This window comes from Seonamhaeicola sp. MEBiC01930, assembly GCF_045277075.1.
GTDB lineage: Bacteria > Bacteroidota > Bacteroidia > Flavobacteriales > Flavobacteriaceae > Seonamhaeicola.
Genome location: NZ_CP104270.1, coordinates 3,407,415 through 3,422,205, shown reverse-complemented (window position 1 = coordinate 3,422,205; position 14,791 = coordinate 3,407,415). Strand labels below are relative to the sequence as shown.

The 14,791-nt window shown below is 30.9% G+C and carries 12 protein-coding genes; 8 read left to right on the top strand and 4 right to left on the bottom strand.

The annotated features are described in order from the left end of the window. Window positions 1–10: 10 nt before the first annotated feature. Window positions 11–1,042, bottom strand: a complete 1,032-nt coding sequence (locus N1F78_RS14710) for a transporter (RefSeq protein WP_406683931.1) — start codon at window positions 1,040–1,042, stop codon at window positions 11–13. 156 nt (window positions 1,043–1,198) lie between these two features. On the opposite strand from N1F78_RS14710, the gene N1F78_RS14705 reads away from it, so the two are divergent. Genes N1F78_RS14705 through N1F78_RS14690 form a run of 4 tightly spaced genes read left to right on the top strand, consistent with a single transcriptional unit; the run spans window position 1,199 to window position 6,646 of the window. Next, on the top strand, window positions 1,199–1,480 hold the full coding sequence (locus N1F78_RS14705; protein WP_406683930.1) for a DUF4834 family protein: 282 nt from the start codon (window positions 1,199–1,201) through the stop codon (window positions 1,478–1,480). 30 nt (window positions 1,481–1,510) lie between these two features. Next, the gene (locus N1F78_RS14700) at window positions 1,511–3,919 is read left to right on the top strand and encodes a YfhO family protein (protein ID WP_406683929.1); all 2,409 of its coding nucleotides are present in this window, start codon (window positions 1,511–1,513) and stop codon (window positions 3,917–3,919) included. Beyond that, complete coding sequence (locus N1F78_RS14695) at window positions 3,912–5,189, top strand: glycosyl transferase family 1 (protein ID WP_406683928.1); 1,278 nt, start codon at window positions 3,912–3,914, stop codon at window positions 5,187–5,189. The genes N1F78_RS14700 and N1F78_RS14695 overlap by 8 nt, the downstream gene beginning before the upstream one ends. Further along, window positions 5,189–6,646, top strand: a complete 1,458-nt coding sequence (locus N1F78_RS14690; RefSeq protein ID WP_406683927.1) for a polysaccharide biosynthesis C-terminal domain-containing protein — start codon at window positions 5,189–5,191, stop codon at window positions 6,644–6,646. Before N1F78_RS14695 ends, N1F78_RS14690 begins: the two co-directional genes overlap by 1 nt. A 76-nt stretch (window positions 6,647–6,722) precedes the next feature. Here N1F78_RS14690 and N1F78_RS14685 read toward each other — a convergent pair whose 3' ends face one another. After that, window positions 6,723–7,934 (bottom strand): hypothetical protein, encoded by a 1,212-nt coding sequence (locus tag N1F78_RS14685; protein ID WP_406683926.1) that lies wholly within the window; start codon window positions 7,932–7,934, stop codon window positions 6,723–6,725. Between the two features lie 132 nt (window positions 7,935–8,066). Here N1F78_RS14685 and N1F78_RS14680 point away from each other — a divergent pair, with 132 nt between their 5' ends. Both N1F78_RS14680 and N1F78_RS14675 read left to right on the top strand, forming a co-directional pair. Then, the gene (locus tag N1F78_RS14680; protein ID WP_406683925.1) at window positions 8,067–9,095 is read left to right on the top strand and encodes a DUF3667 domain-containing protein; all 1,029 of its coding nucleotides are present in this window, start codon (window positions 8,067–8,069) and stop codon (window positions 9,093–9,095) included. Window positions 9,096–9,167: 72 nt separating this feature from the next. Continuing rightward, entirely contained in the window at window positions 9,168–9,743 is a 576-nt protein-coding gene (locus tag N1F78_RS14675; RefSeq protein WP_406683924.1) for an outer membrane beta-barrel protein, read from the top strand. A 48-nt stretch (window positions 9,744–9,791) separates the two neighbouring features. Here the strand turns inward: N1F78_RS14675 and uvrA are convergent, their stop codons facing one another. Beyond that, window positions 9,792–12,575 (bottom strand): excinuclease ABC subunit UvrA, encoded by a 2,784-nt coding sequence (uvrA, locus tag N1F78_RS14670; protein ID WP_406683923.1) that lies wholly within the window; start codon window positions 12,573–12,575, stop codon window positions 9,792–9,794. 240 nt (window positions 12,576–12,815) lie between these two features. Between uvrA and N1F78_RS14665 the strand changes: the two genes are divergently transcribed. Further along, on the top strand, window positions 12,816–13,400 hold the full coding sequence (locus N1F78_RS14665; protein ID WP_406683922.1) for an RNA polymerase sigma factor: 585 nt from the start codon (window positions 12,816–12,818) through the stop codon (window positions 13,398–13,400). A 226-nt stretch (window positions 13,401–13,626) separates the two neighbouring features. On the opposite strand, the gene nth is transcribed toward N1F78_RS14665, so the two are convergent. Then, window positions 13,627–14,286: an endonuclease III domain-containing protein gene (gene nth / locus N1F78_RS14660; protein ID WP_406683921.1), complete on the bottom strand. Its 660-nt coding sequence runs from the start codon at window positions 14,284–14,286 to the stop codon at window positions 13,627–13,629. 35 nt (window positions 14,287–14,321) lie between these two features. Here nth and bcp point away from each other — a divergent pair, with 35 nt between their 5' ends. Continuing rightward, the gene (bcp, locus tag N1F78_RS14655; protein WP_406683920.1) at window positions 14,322–14,774 is read left to right on the top strand and encodes a thioredoxin-dependent thiol peroxidase; all 453 of its coding nucleotides are present in this window, start codon (window positions 14,322–14,324) and stop codon (window positions 14,772–14,774) included. Window positions 14,775–14,791 lie beyond the last annotated feature (17 nt).

Below are 14,791 nucleotides of genomic sequence, written 5' to 3'. Positions count from 1 at the left end.
TCTTTGGTTGTTAGTTGTCATCAAAATTTATTTCTTTCTTCTTCTGTCTTTTTATGGTGTCTTTGTCAGACTCCTCTTTTTTATTCTTCTTTTTCTTCTTAGATTTTGGGTTATTTTTTCTATCTCTTCGTTTTCCTTCTTCGATTACACTTGTGCCATTGTTTATCTCAGGGTCACTGTGAAAATCTAGCCTATAAGCTGCCCCAATACTAGCATTAAGTACTGAAGGTGTGTCCTTCGTGTTGAATGTTATTACTGCATCTAATTGAAAATTCTTTCCAAAAAGACGAGCTCCACCAACTCTAAACAAGTTATCAGCATAAAATTTACTTTTAATTCCCTGCGTTTCTCCAAAAATCACCCAATTAGGGTTAAAAGAGTGTGTAAGAGTAAATACATATTGAAAATCAAATTGGTCCGTTCCCATTCTGTCTCTTATTAAATTCATAACAAATACCCACCCTCCAGCGAAATTATTTTGTGTTGCTATCATAATTTTAGGGCTAAACCCACTAATGCCTGGAGCAGTATATGGATTGTTTTCAGTATCATAATTAGCGCCTAAATAAATTGATACAGCAGGAATTAAGGAGCTCCATTTAAAGCTATGGTTTGCCTTCCAACTATACAAGTTAGGTTTGTTAGCTTCTTCATTTTTGTAGGGGTCAAATATTAAATATTTAACTCCAAATGTTAAATGTTTAAAATTTGCTCTTGAGTCTTCTGCTCCGGGAAAATAGGAGTATGTTTTTTTATCGTTTTGATAATTTCCTTCAACGTTTATTTCTAATTCTTCAAAAAGCAGGCCATATCTAGCGGCAAAATCTGCTCCCAAACCCGTTACTTCGTAAGTAGTTGCTGGAGTGCGCTTTTCATTAACAAAGTATGGTCCAACTTCAAACTGAACAACATTTTTTCCTACGGAAAAAGCACTTCTAGAGACACCTGGTCTATTGGAATTGATAACGTCTGTGTATTGACTGTAAGTGTTTGACGTAATTAAACATATTAAACCAATAAGTATAGATTTGAAAGGCTTCATAATTAGATTTTTATGTTATAAGTAGCATAAAATTTAAGACACAAGTAATGATTTAGATATTAACGTGTTCTCAAATATAGATATTTTATACTTTTTTTATCATTTTTGAACGTTTTTTAAATACTTGAAATTGTATTTTTGTTAAAAAGAAGTTTTATGCTACAATATGCATCTGTAACTGGTTTTGTTAGAATGATACTAATCATTCTACTTATTTATTTTGGAATTAAAATTCTTGCACGCCTATTTTCTCCTTTATTGGCAAGATTTGTTTTGAAGAAAGCAGAACAAAGATTTGGAGATCAGTTTGGGCAATTTCAAAAGCAACAGCAAACCAAATCAAAAAAAGAAGGGGAAGTAACTATAGATAAAATGCCCAATAGAAAGACTTCCAATAAAGACGTGGGGGATTACGTAGATTTCGAAGAAATTGATTAATTTCACATTCATCTATTTTAAAGCACTTTCATGCAATTTTCATTTAAAAAAATCTTACCCCATGTATTAGTTTTATTGGGGTTTGCAATTATTTCATTGGCTTATTTTAGCCCAGTTTTACAAGGAAAAGCCATTTTTCAGAATGACATCAAGCAATATATTGGGATGTCTAAGCAACAAAAGGATTTTAAAACAAAAACTGGAGAAGAAACTTACTGGACAAACAGTGCTTTTGGTGGCATGCCAACATACCAGTTGGGAGCGCAATACCCACATAATTATATAAAAAAGTTAGACTTAGTACTTCGGTTTTTGCCAAGACCTGCAGACTATTTGTTTCTATATTTACTTAGTTTTTATATTTTATTGCTTGTACTAAGAGTTGATTTTAAATTAGCCGCTATTGGTGCTTTGGCCTTTGGCTTTTCAACGTATTTAATAATTATTTTGGGTGTTGGTCACAATAGTAAAGCACACGCTATTGCTTATATGCCGTTAGTTTTGAGTGGTATACTGCTAACATTTCAAAAAAGATATATTGCTGGGTTTTTGCTAACTACTTTAGCTATGGGGTTAGAAATAGTTTCTAATCATTTTCAAATGACATACTATTTGTTATTGTTAGTCATTGTTTTAGGTGTTGCGTATTTAATTGATGCTTTTAAGAAGAAGGTGTTACCTCATTATTTTAAATCTGTTGGGTTTTTAATTTTGGCAGTTTTATTATCTATTGGGCTTAATGCTTCAGGTGTTTTAGCAACCCAAGAATATGTGAAGGAAAGCACAAGAGGGAAGAGTGAATTAACTATTAATGCAGATGGAACACCAAAGGAAGTTACCTCTGGTTTAGATAGAGATTATATTACTCAATTTAGTTATGGTATAGTTGAAACTTTTAATTTATTTATCCCGCGCTTTATGGGAGGCGGAAATTTTGAACATGTAGGTAAAGATTCTCAGACATATAAAAAATTCCGTTCAGAAGAATCACCAACCTATTGGGGAGATCAACCTATAGTAGAAGCACCAGCTTATATAGGTGCAGTAGTATTGTTCTTGTTTGTACTAGCGCTGTTTTTAGTAAAAGGAAGATTGAAATGGTGGTTAGTAGGAGGTTCAGTACTGTCTCTGTTGTTGTCTTATGGGAAGAACGAACCATTTTCTTTTATAACGGATTTCTTCATAGATTATATCCCATTGTATAACAAATTTAGAGCTGTAAGTTCTATTCAAGTTATTCTAGAGCTTTGTATTCCCGTTTTAGCAATTTTTGCATTGGTAAGACTGTTTAATGATTTTGAAAAGAAAGAAGATAAGTTAAAAGCTTTAAAATATTCAACAATCATTACTGGTGGTTTGAGTTTGATATTTTTACTATTTAAAACCTCATTATTTGATTTCTCTGGTGCAAATGATGGGTATTATATTCAAAGTTATGGTCATGATTTTGTTAATGCAGTAAAAGAGGATAGAAAAACTATTTTTACTCAAGATACCCTTAGATCACTAATTTTAGTATTGCTTTCGGCTGGCACCGTATTTATGTTTTTAAGAGAAAAACTTAAAGAAAAATGGGTTGTAGTATTATTCGGTGCACTTATTCTTTTTGATTTGGTTGGAGTTGACAGGCGTTATGTTAATAATGATGATTTTGTTTCTTCTATTAAGGTGAACAAGCCTTTTACAGCTAATGCTGCAGATAAAGAAATATTAAAGGATAAAGGACATTTTAGAGTATTTGATATTTCTAATGAAGGATTACAGAATAGAACTAAGGCATCATATTTTCATAACTCATTAAATGGATATAATGCAGCAGAATTAAAGCGATACAGAGAAGTGTTTGATTTTTATGTTGCCAAGAATAATATCAATGTTTTAAATATGTTGAACGCTAAATACATTATTGCTGATGATGAAAATGGTGTTGTGTCTTACCTCAATGATGAAGCCAATGGTAATGCGTGGTTTGTAGAAAATTTAATTGGAGTATCTTCAGCTGATGAAGAAATTATGCTTTTAGATAGTTTAAATAATAAAAAACAAGCCTTAATTGATATAAGAATGACTATTTCTGATTTTCAAGATAAGTTTGAATTAGATTCTTTAGCGTCTATAGATTTAAAAGAAGTTGCTCCTAATTATTTAAAGTATGAATCTAATAACTCAAATGATGGTTTTGCAGTATTTTCAGAGATTTATTATGGTAATGGCTGGAAAACGCTAATTGATGGAGAAGAAGTTAGTCATAAACGAGTTAATTACACTTTAAGAGGAATGAGTATACCTAAAGGAAAACATATTATAGAATTTAGTTTTGACCCTAAGGTGGTAAAAACGGGTAGTAGTATTGCTCTAGGAAGTTCTGTATTATTAGGTTTGCTTCTACTCGGGGGGTTGTTTTTTGAATTTAAGAAAAACAAAAAAGAAAGTGCGTAAAAGGGCACTCATAATAACATATTATTGGCCTCCGGCAGGAGGTCCAGGAGTTCAGCGTTGGCTTAAATTTGTTAAATACTTGCCTGATTTTGATGTTGAGCCCATTGTTTTTATACCAGAAAACCCGAATTATGCCTTATTAGATGAAAGTCTAGAAAGTGAAGTATCGCAAGATACCACTATTTTAAACCTACCAATAAAAGAGCCTTATAAACTTGCTAGGTTTTTATCAAAAAAGAAATCTAATACTATAAGTAAAGGAATTATTTCAGAAAAGGAAAATCAGAGTTTAGCTGAGCGCTTAATGCTTTTTGTTAGAGGTAATTTTTTTATTCCTGATGCCAGAAAAAATTGGGTGGCACCTTCTGTAAAGTTTTTGTCTACTTACATATCAGAAAATAATATTGAAACAGTAATTACCACAGGACCACCACATAGCTTGCATCTTATAGGTATGCAGCTCAAAGAAAAATTTGGGGTGAAATGGATTTCTGATTTTAGAGATCCATGGACAACAATAGGTTATCATAAAAAATTAAAACTATCTAAACGTTCTAGGAAGAAGCATCTGTTTTTAGAGAAAAGTGTTTTAAATAATGCTGATCAAGTATTAGTTACAAGTTTTGTAACCAAAGAGGAATTTTCAAAAATTACAAATAAGCCTATTGAAGTTATTACAAATGGGTATGATTATGAGTCTGTTGAAGGAGTTGATTTAGATTCAAAATTCTCTTTGGCTCATATAGGTTCTTTATTATCAAAGAGAAACCCTGAGGTTTTATGGCGAGTTTTAGGTGATTTGATAAAGGAAGAATCTGGTTTTTCTATTGATTTGCAGCTTACTTTTGTAGGGGTTGTTAGTAATGAGGTAATAGAATCAATTGAAAATAATAATTTAAGTATTTATGTAAATAGAGTAGGTTATGTTTCACATAAAGAGTCAGTTGTATATCAAAAAAAATCTCAGTTGTTATTGTTGATTGAAATAGATTCTGAAGAAACAAAGTGTATTATTCCAGGGAAACTTTTTGAATATATGGTTTCCAATAGACCAATAATTGCTTTAGGGCCAAAGGCATCAGATGTAGAAAAAATTATAAAAGAAACCAATACAGGTAACTACTTTTATTATAATGATTATGATTTGTTAAAAACAACTATATTGAATCATTATAAAGCTTATAAAAAGAATTTACTTCAATCTTATCCAATAGGTTTGCAGAAGTACAGTAGAAAAGAATTAACAAAATCGTTGTCTAAATTATTATAATGGGTATTGTAGCTTCACAATCATTGAAAAATGTAATCTCAACCTATTCAGGTTTTTTAATTGGGGCTATCAATACATTGTTTTTATACACACAATTTTTGTCAGGAGAATATTATGGCATGGTTGGGGTTATGCTTTCGGCGGCACATGTAATGATGCCTATCATGGCATTTGGGGTTCATAATACTTTAGTAAAGTTTTACTCTTCATTTAAAACTAGAGTGTCTATAAACAGTTTTTTAACGTTAATGATTCTTTTACCTCTTGCTGTAATTATTCCAGTTAGTTTTTTAGGGTATGTGGGTTATCGGTCTATAGGTACCTTTCTCTCAACAAAAAACGCATTAATAAAAGATTACGTATGGCATATAATTGTTATTGCAATTGCCTTAGCTTATTTTGAAGTGTTTTTTGCCTGGGCAAAAGTTCAGATGAAAACTGTTTTTGGTAATTTTATGAAGGAGGTTTTTCATAGAGTAGTGGCTATGTTACTTTTGTTTTTGCTCTATTTTGATTTTTTAAATGTTGAGCAGTTTATGCTTGGATTAGTGTATATGTATCTTCTAAGGATGCTAATAATGAAAATATATGCTTTTAGTTTAAAACTACCAGTAATAAGTTTCAAAAAGCTCAGTAATCTATCAAGTATTTTAAAATACTCTTCATTAATACTCTTAGCTGGATCTGTTGCTAGTATTTTATTAGATGTTGATAAAGTAATGCTAGGAAAATTAATTGTTAATTTAGATAATGTTGCTTATTATAATGTTGCTGTATATATAGCAACAGTTATTGTGGTTCCACAAAGGGCAATGCACCAAATATTAATGCCTTTATCAGCAAAATATTTGAATGAGAGAGATTTTGGAGCATTAGGAGAATTGTATAAAAAAAGCTCGCTCAATCTGTTTGTTGTTAGCGGTTTTATTTTTTTGATAATTGTATCAAATATTAGTCAGTTTTATACCCTTATTGATGAGCAATATAGTGCTGGTATTTACGTGGTTATATTAATTAGTTTGGCTAAGCTTTATGATTCTGTTTTAGGTAGTAATAATGCTATTTTATTTAATAGTGATTATTACAGGGTTATTTTAACATTTGGAGTGATATTGGTGGTTTTAATGATTGTTCTTAATATTGTGCTTATTCCAGTTTTGGGTATTAATGGAGCAGCATTAGGCACTTTTGCGGCTATAGTTTTATATAATTCAGTGAAGTTGTTTTTTGTTTATAGGTACTTTAAAGTTCTACCTTTTACTTTTAATAGCCTAAAAACAGCAGTATTAATTTTAGTAAGTGCTTTGATTTTTTACTTTTGGGACTTTCCTTTTCACGCAATAATAAGCATTGCGTTAAAATCAATTTTAATTTGTGTTAGTTATTTTGTTGTAGTTTATAAGTTTAACCTATCTGAAGATATTTCGGCATCATTAGATAAATATTTAAAGAAGTAGTCTAAAAGGGAAAACCCCATGATGCTGCTTTGAGGCAAACTTATCACAGGGATTTCCAACTAACCAACCAAAATTCTTATGATCTTCTTCTTGTTGTTGTAGATCTTTTATTGTTGCTAGAGCTTCTTGTGTTTTTAGTAGCTCTAGAATTATTGTTATTTGACCTAGTTGTAACTCTTTGAGTAGTTCTAGGTGAATTTGTTTTTTGTACAGTTCTAGTAGTTCTAGTAACGGTTTTTGTTCTGTTATTATTACTATTGTTTCTATTATATGTACGGTTGTTTGAACTATTTGGATTTCTAGTAACTGTAGTTCTTTGTCTTGTTACCGTATTAGTGCTTCTAGTTTTTGCAACATTATTTCTATTAGTGTTATTTCTTGTGTTTGCTTGCGCATTTCTTCTATTGCTAACAGTAGCATTACGGTTTACATTGTTAGAATTGTTTCTAGTTGCTCTATTATTAGAATTTGTGTTTCTATTGTTTTCAGCATACCTATTTGAAGGATTTGATTTTTTTGAACGATTTACCTTAGCTATATCTCTTCTATGATTAACATTTCTATTGACTTTCGTAATGTTTCTAGTACTTCTATTAACCGTGGCATATTTTCTGTTTCTATATATGTTATTTCCACGTCTGTTAGCAACTGCTGTTCTGGGTCTACTGTTATTGTAAAATGGTTTGTTGTATATATAACGAACAGGATTGTAAAATTGTCTGTATGGTCTATTATAAACTACACGGTAATTAAACGCAGGAACACTGTAAAATCGGTGCCATGGTCTGTAAACATAGTTTCTGTTGTAAATATTTATAAACCCAGTACAGTGAGAAAATATATTCTGTCTGTTATAGTGTACATATAATCCACCAACACGGTTAACATAACCAAAGTTGTTGTAAAATATATTTACATTCCCAACTTGACTTATTCTTCCGAAGTAGTCATAATAAATAGGAGTATTCTCTATTTGAATTATTGCTCCAAACTCATCATATTGAACATATGCATTGTAGTCATAACCAGAGTTAAAACTAATATTAACGTTTCGTGTATTAAAGTTTACACCGAAGCGCGAATTACCTCTAAGAATATTGAAATCGAATTGTCCATCACGGAAAATTGAAAACTCAATACCGTTTTCTACAAAAATGAAAGAGTTGTTATAACCTCCAATAAAAGTAGATGTAATTAAATTATTGTTTGTATTGGTAGTTAAGGTTGTTGCGTTAACAGCAAATCCTGTAAAGATTAAAGCTGTAAATAAAAATATAAACTTTTTCATAATTGTAAATTTTATGGGTTCGATTATGCATTTACAAACAGCGTGCCAAAAAAATAAATAGTTGATAATCAAAGATTTTATATTTTATGTTTATAGAATCTTTTTCATAATTTTATAAAAACCAATAATTGAATGGGAGATTTAAAAGAAACCTGCAAAAACTGTGAACAAGAATTTAAAATAAACTATAAGTTTTGCCCATATTGTGGTCAACAAACAAAAGATGAACTTACGTTTAAGTTGTTGTTTTATAATACAATAAGTAATTATTTTTCTTTTGATGCGCGTTTTTTAAAGAGTTTTTTGCCATTATTATTAAGGCCTGGGTATTTAGCTAGAAAATTTATAGATGGTAAACGCTTACTTTATTTACACCCAGCACAGTTGTATCTTTTTATATCTTTTATATTCTTCTTTTTAATGTCTGTATTGGTGGTTAGAAATAATGTTCAAAGCCTTGATAATGCCCTAACTGAGGGTGCTAATGGCTCCATAATTGCAGATAGTTTGGTGGTCGAAGCAAACAAAGTATTTGATGGTATAAAAGCAGAAGGTTTAGATGATCAGCAAGCAAAAATTATAGATTCTTTATTAAAAACTAATACGAATACGAATTTGAATAGTCAATTTAGAAACAAAAAAATTGATTCATTAATTACTGTGAATGCTCCAAATGAAAAAATATATAACATTATGGGTATGGATGAAGATGCGGGTGCGTTTCAACGAAAAATTTATGCGCAATCATTGAAGTTTTATAAGAAGCGCAATGGGGGACAAATACTTCAAGAAATTTATGATGCTATACCAATTTCTTTGTTCATTTTATTACCAATTTTTGCGTTGATTTTAAAACTGTTTTTTTATAAAAGGGGTCATTACGCTCATCATTTAGTTTTTAGTTTTTATTATTTTTCATTTTTATTCGTTGTATTCAGTTTAGTGCTATTGGCTAATTATTTTATTGATATTCCAGGGTGGATTGATTTTTTAATAGTTATATCTACATGGCTTTATTTATTGATAGCAATTAAGCGATTTTACCTTTTAGAATGGTTAATGGGTTTAGTTAAAACCTCTATTATCTCTTTTGTCTATTTAATTTTTGTAATTCCAATTGCAATTTTCGTCCTGTTTGTGTTTGGATTTTTATCATATTAATCATGTTTTTGTTTATATAACTACTTGAAATTTAGTATATTGATAGATATTAATCCATTAAACTAACTAATTATGAAAGATTTAATTTCCCTCATTTCTATTTTGTTTATTGCTTTGATGGTTACTTCTTGTGTAAGTATGCAAGGAGGAGTTTGTAATACAGACGAAAATATTAGTTTTAACTCATCTGAAAGTGTGGTTGCAACTACTGGATTGGTTTCTAAAGCTGTATCTAAAAGCTCAAATGCTATAAATTCGTTGGTTATCTCTGAAACAGGTTCTTCTACAGGATTTTATTTGCTTGCGCAACTTGAAGATGTTGAAATAGGAGATAAATTTGAATTTAGACCTGGTTTAGGTGTTGTTGTTGTAGAAGATTTAAATCAAATTTATGCACCTTTGAAAGTAAGCTATGAATTTGCTGAAAAATTTAAAGTTTTAGCAGGGCCTAATCTAGGTTACCTTTTAGATGATAATGATGGTATTAAATCATTAAACTTAAGTGCTGGTCTTGGTTTATCTTATGATATATCTGAAGACATTTACATTTCTGGAAATTATGATTTTGGTTTAACAGACCTCACAGAAAGTGAATTTAGCGACTTAAATTTAAATAACCTATTTTTTGGGATAGGTTATAAATTTTAAAATTATGTAGATTCAATAATAAAGGAGTTGCTTAAAGCAACTCCTTTATTATTGAATCTTTTCAGATAAGTATTTACCAGTTTCAGAAGTTTTTACCTTAATTATATCTTCAGGAGTACCGGTAGCCACTAAATTACCTCCATTTTCACCACCTTCAGGTCCTAAATCAATTATATGATCAGCACACTTAATAAGTTCAATGTTATGCTCCACAACAATAATAGAATGCCCATTATCAATTAAGGCATTAAAAGACTTTAAAAGTTTTTGAATATCATGAAAATGTAAACCAGTAGTAGGTTCATCAAAAATAAAAAGCGCTTTATCTTTATTGTTTCCTTTGCCTAAAAATGAAGCTAGTTTTATACGTTGTGCTTCACCTCCAGAAAGTGTAGATGAACTTTGACCAAGTGTTACATAGCCTAATCCAACATCTTGTAAAGGTTTTAATTTGTTTTTTATCTTGGTTTGTTCTTGAGCATCAAAAAATGTTATAGCGTCGTCAATAGTTAGGTTTAAAATATCATCAATGTTTTTGTTGCCAAAAGAGACCTCTAACACCTCTTTTTTAAAACGTTTTCCTTTACAAGTTTCACACTCTAGATGAACATCAGCCATAAATTGCATTTCAATGGTTACTTCACCTTCACCCTTACAAGTTTCACATCTACCACCATCTACATTGAAAGAAAAATGCTTAGCTTGATAATTTCTAATCTTGCTTAATTTCTGTTTAGAGTAAAGCGCTCTAATATCGTCATAGGCTTTAATATAAGTTACCGGGTTTGATCGAGATGATCTTCCTATGGGATTTTGGTCAACAAACTCAATGGTTTTAATATTACTAAAGTTACCATCTAAAGTCGTGAATTGCCCAGGTCTATCACTAAAATCAGTTAAATGCTTTTGAAGTGCTGGGAATAATATTTTTTTAACAAGTGTGCTCTTTCCGCTACCCGAAACACCAGTTACAACCGTTAACATGCTTAATGGGAATGTGACATCAATGTTTTTCAGGTTATTTTCTCTAGCTCCAATAATATTTACCTGATAATTTGAAGTTCTCCTGGTTTTTGGAACTTCAATTTTCAGAGATTCATTTAAATATTGTGCTGTTAACGAGTCTGAATTTACTATGTCTTTAAATGTTCCATTTGCAACAACATGCCCACCAAAAGTTCCTGCCTCAGGACCAATATCTATAATATTATTAGCTGCTTTCATAATATCTTCATCATGCTCAACAACAATAACAGTATTCCCTAAATCTCTTAACGATTTTAAAACTGAAATTAAGCGTTCGGTATCTTTTGGGTGAAGCCCAATGCTGGGTTCGTCTAATATATACATAGATCCCACTAGGCTACTGCCTAAAGAGGTTGCTAGGTTAATTCTTTGGCTCTCACCACCAGAAAGGGTGTTTGACCTTCTGTTTAAAGTAATGTAATCTAACCCGACATTTGATAAAAATAAGAGTCTGCTTTTAATTTCTTTTAGAAGTCTGTCAGCAATTTGGGCGTCATATTCATTTAGCTTTAATTGTTTAAAGAAATTTGCCAATTTATTAAGAGGCATTTCAACTAAGTCTGTTATAGTTGCGTCGCCTATTTTAACATTGTTAACCTCAACGCGTAAACGTTTTCCATTACAAGTTTTACAAGTTGTTTTCCCTCGATATCGAGAAAGCATTACCCTGTTTTGAATTTTATATGCTTTAGATTCTAATTCGGTAAAAAAAGAGTTTAAGCCTTCAAAATGTTCATTTCCATCCCAAATAAGCTGTCTTTGTTCTTTTGTAAGTTGAAAGTATGGTTTGTGTATTGGGAAATTGAATTTATGCGAATTATTAACCAATTGATTTTTATACCAACTCATGCTTTCACCACGCCATGGAAAAATGGCATTTTCATAAACGGAAAGCCCTGTGTTTGGGACAACTAAGTCTTCATCTATACCAATAATATCACCATATCCCTCACATTTTGGGCATGCTCCATACGGATTGTTAAAACTAAACAGATGTACATTAGGTTCTAAAAAAACAATATTATCTAGTTCAAACTTATTACTAAAAACACGTTGCTTACCATCATTTAAAGTTTCTAGAGCGCATTCACCTTTGCCTTCAAAAAATCCGGTTTGAATAGCATCGGCTAATCGGTTATAAAAATCTTCCTCATCTTTTTTTATAATTCTATCAACTACTAGTTGAATGACGTCATTTTGAGAAACATTTGCTTCATTAATTCTAACAACTTTATTATTAACTTTAATCCTGGCGTAACCTTGTTGATTTAAAGCTTTCAATTTGTCTTCTAGAGCTCTTCCTTCTTCTAAATGAATAGGGGCAAGGAGTAATAGTTTTTCTCCCTCAGGGTAGGTTTTTATATAGTTTAAAACATCGGTTACCGAATCCTTTTTTACCTCTCCACCAGAAATTGGTGAATATGTTTTACCAATTCTAGCATATAAAAGTTTTAAGTAATCATAAATTTCAGTTGTAGTTCCTACTGTAGAGCGTGGGTTTGTTGAATTTACTTTTTGTTCAATAGCAATAGCAGGAGCAATACCTTTTATATAATCTACTTTGGGTTTATTGAGTCTTCCCAAAAATTGACGAGCATAACTTGATAGGCTTTCCACATAACGTCTTTGGCCTTCTGCGTAAAGTGTATCAAAAGCCAAACTGGATTTTCCAGAGCCAGATAATCCAGTAATTACCACTAATTTATTTCTTGGTATTACAACATCGATATTTTTTAAATTATGCAGTTTAGCACCTTTAATAATGATATTTTCTTTAGGGTTTACTTCTGAAATATTAGTGTTCATAGGTGTTTTGCGGAAATAATCTTGCAAAGATACTATAAGTATTTGAACCTGAAAAGTATCGGTGAAAGTTATGAAAAAATGAAAAAAGAAGTCTAATTTTTGCTTTTTAGGAATGATTGTTCTTATCTTTGGGCTATTAAGCAATTTAAAATTTAACTTTCGCCTATAGCAAAACATTACTTTTAAATATTTTAACCCCAAGCAAAGAAGCCCTCTCTTCTTGCATTAAAAGTAATGATTATGCAATACCAAACAATTTCTGACGCTACTTTAGTTAGCAACTACATTAAAGGAGATGAAACTGCTTTAGAAGCCTTAATTTACAGACATAAGCAAAAAATATACAGCTTTATTTATTCAAAAGTTTATGATAAAGATATTGCTGAAGATATTTTTCAGGATACTTTCATTAAAGTGATAAGAACGCTTAAAGCGGGGTCTTATAATGAGGAAGGAAAGTTTTTACCTTGGATAATGCGTATTGCCCATAATTTAGTGATAGATTTCTTTAGAAAAAATAATCGAATGCCAAAATTTGACAATGCTGGTGAATTTAGTATTTTTTCTGTTTTAAGTGATTCTGCATTAAATGCTGAAAAAACAATTATTAAAGAACAAGTAGAGAATGATGTTAGAAGGCTAGTTGATGAGCTGCCAAATGATCAGAAAGAAGTGTTGCTAATGCGCATGTATAATGATATGAGTTTTAAGGAAATATCTGAAAGAACGGGTGTTAGTATAAATACAGCTTTAGGTAGAATGCGTTATGCTCTTATTAATTTACGTAAGATAATTGATAAGCATAATATAGTTTTAACTAATTAGTACAATAAAGTAATTTTTGCTACGTTAATATTTAGGATTAACCCTTAAATAGATATAATGGCAAAACTTTACACTAAGAAAAATTTTACTGAAAATTTTAAAAATCTAGAACCGAAAGAAGAAACGGTAAATTTTCTTCTAAACTACTCAAAGGCTTTAAGTGTTATACATAGTAATAAATTGAAGTTTGAAGCGCTTCTAAATTAGTTTTTAGTCCTGATGAAAGTCAGGACTTTTTTGTTTTAATATAATCTTTTATAACAGACTTTCTGCCAATGGCCTTGGTAATAATATCTTTATCTAAATTCCAGCCTCTTGCTGGCGAGTATTCTCTTCCATACCATATAATTTGTAAGTGTAAATCATTCCATAATTCTTTTGGGAAAAAACGTTTGGCATCTTTTTCGGTTTGAACAACGTTTTTGCCACTACTTAAATTCCACCTGTACATTAATCTATGGATATGAGTATCAACCGGAAACGCAGGAATACCAAAAGCTTGAGACATAACAACGCTTGCTGTTTTATGTCCTACAGCAGGGAGTGCTTCTAATTCTTCAAAACTTTGGGGTACTTTGCCATTATGCTTTTCAATAAGAATTTCAGACAACCCATGTATGCCTTTGCTCTTCATTGGCGATAGGCCAACAGGTTTGATTATTTCTCTAATTTCTTCAACAGTTAACTTAATCATGTCGTACGGGTTGTCAGCTCTTTCAAAGAGAAGAGGTGTTATTTGATTTACCCTAACATCAGTGCTTTGAGCAGACATTAATACTGCAATTAATAAAGTGTACGGATCTTTATGGTCAAGTGGAATGGGAATTTCAGGATAGAGTTTATTAAGTGTGTTAATAACAAAGATTACACTTTCTTGTTTAGTCATAGGATTGTATTTTTGCAGAAACAAAGTTATAAAATATGACCACATTAAAAATAGGGGATAAGGCACCAGATTTTACATCTGTTGATCAAGATGGCAATACCATTTCATTAACTGATTATAAAGGAAGAAAACTTGTGCTGTTTTTTTACCCCAAAGCTAATACGCCAGGCTGTACATTGGAAGCTTGTAATTTAAGTGATAATTATGAGCGTTTTACTTCATTGGGATACGATATACTTGGTGTTAGTGCCGATACTCAAAAAAGACAAACTAACTTTAGAAATAAATTTAAATTCCCATACCCGCTATTGGCAGATGAAGATAAATCTGTAATTAATGCATATGAGGTTTGGGGGGAGAAAAAGTTTATGGGGAGAATTTATGATGGTATTCATAGAATTACCTTTATTATTGATGAGAACGGGATTATTGAAGATGTGATTACTAAGGTTAAAACAAAGGCTCATACAGATCAAATCTTAAAATAAAAAAAAGCCCTTTTTAA